Source organism: Micromonospora orduensis (assembly GCF_006228125.1).
Classification (GTDB): domain Bacteria; phylum Actinomycetota; class Actinomycetes; order Mycobacteriales; family Micromonosporaceae; genus Micromonospora; species Micromonospora orduensis.
Genome location: NZ_VDFY01000076.1, coordinates 1 through 4,359, shown reverse-complemented (window position 1 = coordinate 4,359; position 4,359 = coordinate 1). Strand labels below are relative to the sequence as shown.

The window sequence follows — 4,359 nt, the reverse complement described above, 5'->3', positions numbered from 1 at the left end:
ACGATCACGGGCCACCCGCACAACGTCATCGCGGAACTCACGGGGGTAGGGCTTGGGCACAGCAACATCCTTCCAGCCCGCCACCAGGGCAAGCCAACTCAGATGTCACCTATCGGTGCAGCAGACCCTACAACGGAGATCTGGCTGCGCCTCCGACGGGTCGCAGGAGGTCGAGAAGCCGAGCGTGGGGCGGATCGCGGTCACAGGTCTTGGCCATGTGCGGGCGGTCTCGGAGAAGCCCACCGCAGTGCTGCTGTGAGTTCGGCGGCGTTGTCGAACGCGGGTGCGGCCCTTTCGGATTCGTCGTCCGTGAGCGTGACGGACTGGGCGCGGGCCAGCATCTCGGCCGCAGTCTTGGATCGTGCAGCACCATCGCGAGTTCGGCGCGGTAGACCAGGACCTCTACCTGCTCGACCGGGTCGTCGTCGGCTTGCGGGCGGGCCAACGCGCTGTCGAGGATCCGAACGGCCTGTCCGACGCTGCCCCTGGAATCGGCCTGCACGACAGCATTCGCTAGGGCCTTGGCCAGCCGCCCGGCATGCGTGGCGGCCGGGATGGGCGCGGTGGCGGCGTCTCGAAAGACGCGGATCCAGTTGCCGCCCGGGTCGATGACGCTGAATCCGCCCAACCCGTCGGCGTTCTTCCGCGCCCTGGGCCGGGTCATCCGCGGCGTTCCGGACACTAGTACCTTGCCGTACGCGGCGCGCATGCCCGCTGCGAATGCCCGATGTAGTCCCTCGATGTCCGCGGTGAGCACGAGACAGGAGCCATAGGACTGCTCCGGGTCAAATCCGGTGATCTCGAAGAACTGCAGATGCAGGTCTTCCCGCTGCACCCCCACACACGCGTTGGGCTTGCGTTGCTTGTACGTGGTGCGGAAACCGAGAACTCCGTAGAAGGTTTCGATGTCGTCAATGGATGCGCACGGCAGCAGGGGAACGGTCCGCTCGTTGGTCATGCCTCCTCCCTAAGCGTCGCAGGGTGTCCGTCGCACATGGAAATAGCCGATCATCGCCTGTGGTCATCTGATCGGCTGATGACCCCAGAGCGCAACGCGGCCCAGCCGAGCCATCGGCGGTGCCGTCCTGCCTGCCATATGTCTCGCCAAGATCAGGCGCCCGGATCTGCCGCTGAGCGGGCGCGGTGACGGTGGAGGCTCCGGTAGGACTGGTCAACGCGGGCCGGCTCCTCACAGACACAGGCACGGGACTGACAACAGACGCCGCACCCGCATAACGTGCAATCGATGATCCGGCCCGCATTCCTAGACGTCGCTGAAACCGCCGCAGCCCTCGTGCGTGAACCGATGCTGATCGAGCGATGGTCCACGCCCAGCGCGTTGCCCGACTTCTCCACCGGCGGCCTCGCCCGTCATCTAGCCAACCAGGTCACCCACACCGTGACCGTCCTCGCCGCAGCGCCAGGAGCGTCAGCTATCTCGGTGCTGGAGCATTTCACCGGCAACGCCTGGGTGACTTCAGGCGCTGACAGCGCTGACAACATCGGCATCCGACGCCGCAGCGAGCAGGCAGCCGCGTCGACCACCGCCACCAACCTGGCGGACCTTGTCGATGCTGCGTTGAGCGAGCTACGTACCACGGTGCCGGCACAACCAGCAGACCGCATCGTGGACCTCGGCGACTGGGGTCTGCAGGTCGATGACTTCCTACTGACCCGGGTTGTGGAACTGGTCGTGCACATCGACGACCTGGCAGTCAGTCTCGGCTTGCCAACGCCAGCAATGCCGGAGACAGCGGCCGCAGCGGCGATCAAGCTGCTGAGCAGCCTCGCAGCCTGGCGACACGGCTCTCTGACCGTGATACGTGCGCTGGCTCGGCAAGAACGGGCTCCAACCTCGATCGCCGCCCTCTGACGCGTCAGAGCTCCGCTCGCAGCGTTAAGACCCTGCTCTCTCACGGCCAGTACGGCATTGAGTTCGCCCGCCGCATCATCAGGCGATGATCGTGGACGCAGACCTGGCCGCCAGCGCCATGGTCGGCGTGACTCGCCATGATTGCTGGACGAGTCAGCTGACGGACCTACCCGAGCAGCGTCACCGCCGCGGCCAGGGTGGCCAGCGACAGCGTCGTGGTCACCACCACCGCCCGGTTGGCCACCGCCTCGCCGACGCCGTACTCCTGGCCGTAGATGAACGTGTTCTGCGCTGTCGGCAGGCCCGCGCACACCACCACGGCGAGCAACTGCGGCGCGGACAGGTGCAAGGCCAGCCCGGCCGCGTACGCGATGACCGGCTGTGCGACGAGCTTCAGCGCGGTGATCACGGCCAGTTCGGCCAGCGCGGCCGGCTCGGCCCGCGACGGCGCCGTGCGGTGCAGCGACGCGCCGAGCGCGACCAGGGCGGCGGGAACCGCAGCGCCCGACAGCAGGGTGAGCGACGCGTCGGCCGTCGACGGCAGACGCAGGCCGGTAGCCGAGCACGCGACACCGAGCAGCGACGCCAGGATCACAGGGTTGCGTACCGGCAGGGAGGCGATACGGCGGACCCGTACCCGCTCGGCCGGGTCGCTGTGCCGGTCCAGGGCGACCAGGATCACGGGCGTCACCACCAGCACCTGTAGCAGCACCACCTCCGCCAGGAACGACACGTCGCCGAGAACCTGCGTTGCGATCGGGATGCCGAGGTTCGCCGAATTTACGTACCCGGCCGCCATGCCCCAGATCGGCCGTTCCCCGGGCTCGCGACCGAACAGCCAGCTCGCGCCGACCCACCCGAACCCGACGACCGCGGCCGTGCTCGCCCCAAAGGCGAGCAGCGAGCGGCCGGCGAACCCGGAAAGCGGCATTCGGGACAGGGCTAGGAACAGGGCGGACGGCATCGCAAGATGGAACACGAATCGGCCGAGCACCGACGCCACCGCCTCGCCCAGCAGGCCCCAACGACAGGCCGCGTAGCCGACCGCGGTAAGGATCCAGATCGGTGCGAACGCCGACACCAAGCTCATACGGGCGTCACCGGCGGGCGAGCGTCGCGCCGGCTCAGGGACTGGCGGGCGTCCGGGGCGTACGAGTGGAGACACCCGGCGACCATCTCCACCTGGGCGAGGACGTCGTCGACCTGCGCAGGGTGAGCCCGGTTCCGTAACGTTCCACCGCGCTTTCGCCGGTCTTCAGGTACACCGACGCGTCCAAGGTGCGTACCAAGCCGCCGGGGTTGTCCACGTGTACGTCGATCCGGAAGCCACGCGTTCAGCCTCGCATCCCGTCCGGGCCGAGCGGACATCCCGCTCATCCGCAACTTCACGGGGTCATCCCCACAGTCTGTTCAGGCGCCGCGCCTCGGTGACCAGCCGGCTCGACCCGCCGCGCGCCGCGACCTCGGCCAGCCCGGGCACGTCGATCCGGACGCCGGTGGCGCCCGCCGTCTCCGCCGCCAGGGTCACCAGGTCCGGGGTGCCGCGCGGGGCCTTCGGCGCCGCGAGCAGTGCGGGCAACGCGGCGGCGAGCAGGCGCCAGATGCTGAGCGGGGCACCGGCGGCGGCCGCGTCGCGTAGCGGCTGCAGGGTGCGGGTCAGCGTGAGGTCACCGACGGCGGCGAGGGTGCCGAGGTGGGCCCCGACCGTGGGAGCGTCCAGGTCGCCGGCGGCGGCCAGCATCAGCAGGGCGTCAACGGCGGCGACCCGGTCTGACTCGTGCCGGGCACCCAGGCCGTACGCGAGGGCGAGGTCGACGGCGGGACCGCCGTCGCCGCCGCACTCGGCGAGCAGCGGCAGGATCGCGGCGCCGCCGGACAGGTCCTGGTCGGCGCTGCTGGCGATGTCAGGCAGCGCATACGCCGCGACCAGTCCCCGGTAGCCGGGCAGCACGGCCGGCCAGAGCAGGGCCGCGCCGCCGACGTAGCTGTCGACTGATCCGGCAGGCACGGTGAGCAGGCCGAACGGGTCGTCGACGCCCTCCGGCGGGCTGACCCGCACGTGCGTCCGCTGCCGGGGCAGCTCGTCGTACGCCCAGTCGTAGCCCTGCCGGCGCTCCCGGCGGGGCAGCGTGACCACCCGCTGGTCCGGGGTCGGCAGACCCCCGGCGCGCAGCCATCCGGCGAGCCGGTTACCGGCGGGCGTGCCGAGCGCCGCCGCCCTGGCCGCGAGGGGCTCGTCGACCCGCGCGGGCAGCCGCAGCAGGGCCTGCGTCAGGTCCACCTCCCACACGCCGTGCTCGCCGAGCCGAGTGAGGCGGTCGTACAGCACCTCCGGGTCGATGGCGCCGTTCGCCGTGGTCGGGGCGGCGAGCAGACCGGGGTGCTGGGGCGGGCCGACACGGTTACCGATCTCGGCCAGGCGGGCGCGTAGCAGCCGGTGCGGCGGGGGTACCCGTGGATCGAGGGACGGTCCGCCTGGCCGAGAT

General features: G+C 70.3%; 2 protein-coding genes and 2 pseudogenes. 1 reads left to right on the top strand and 3 read right to left on the bottom strand.

Features of this window, described 5'->3' with window-relative positions:
• Positions 1-200 precede the first annotated feature (200 nt).
• Positions 201-958, bottom strand: a pseudogene (locus FHG89_RS02565) (VOC family protein).
• A gap of 288 nt (positions 959-1,246) precedes the next feature.
• On the opposite strand from FHG89_RS02565, the gene FHG89_RS02560 reads away from it, so the two are divergent.
• The gene (locus tag FHG89_RS02560) at positions 1,247-1,873 is read left to right on the top strand and encodes a maleylpyruvate isomerase N-terminal domain-containing protein (RefSeq protein WP_139582446.1); all 627 of its coding nucleotides are present in this window, start codon (positions 1,247-1,249) and stop codon (positions 1,871-1,873) included.
• Positions 1,874-2,039: 166 nt separating this feature from the next.
• Here FHG89_RS02560 and FHG89_RS02555 read toward each other — a convergent pair whose 3' ends face one another.
• The gene (locus tag FHG89_RS02555; RefSeq protein WP_139582444.1) at positions 2,040-2,963 is read right to left on the bottom strand and encodes an AEC family transporter; all 924 of its coding nucleotides are present in this window, start codon (positions 2,961-2,963) and stop codon (positions 2,040-2,042) included.
• A 303-nt stretch (positions 2,964-3,266) separates the two neighbouring features.
• A pseudogene (locus FHG89_RS32750) lies at positions 3,267-4,359 on the bottom strand (hypothetical protein); the annotation flags it as partial.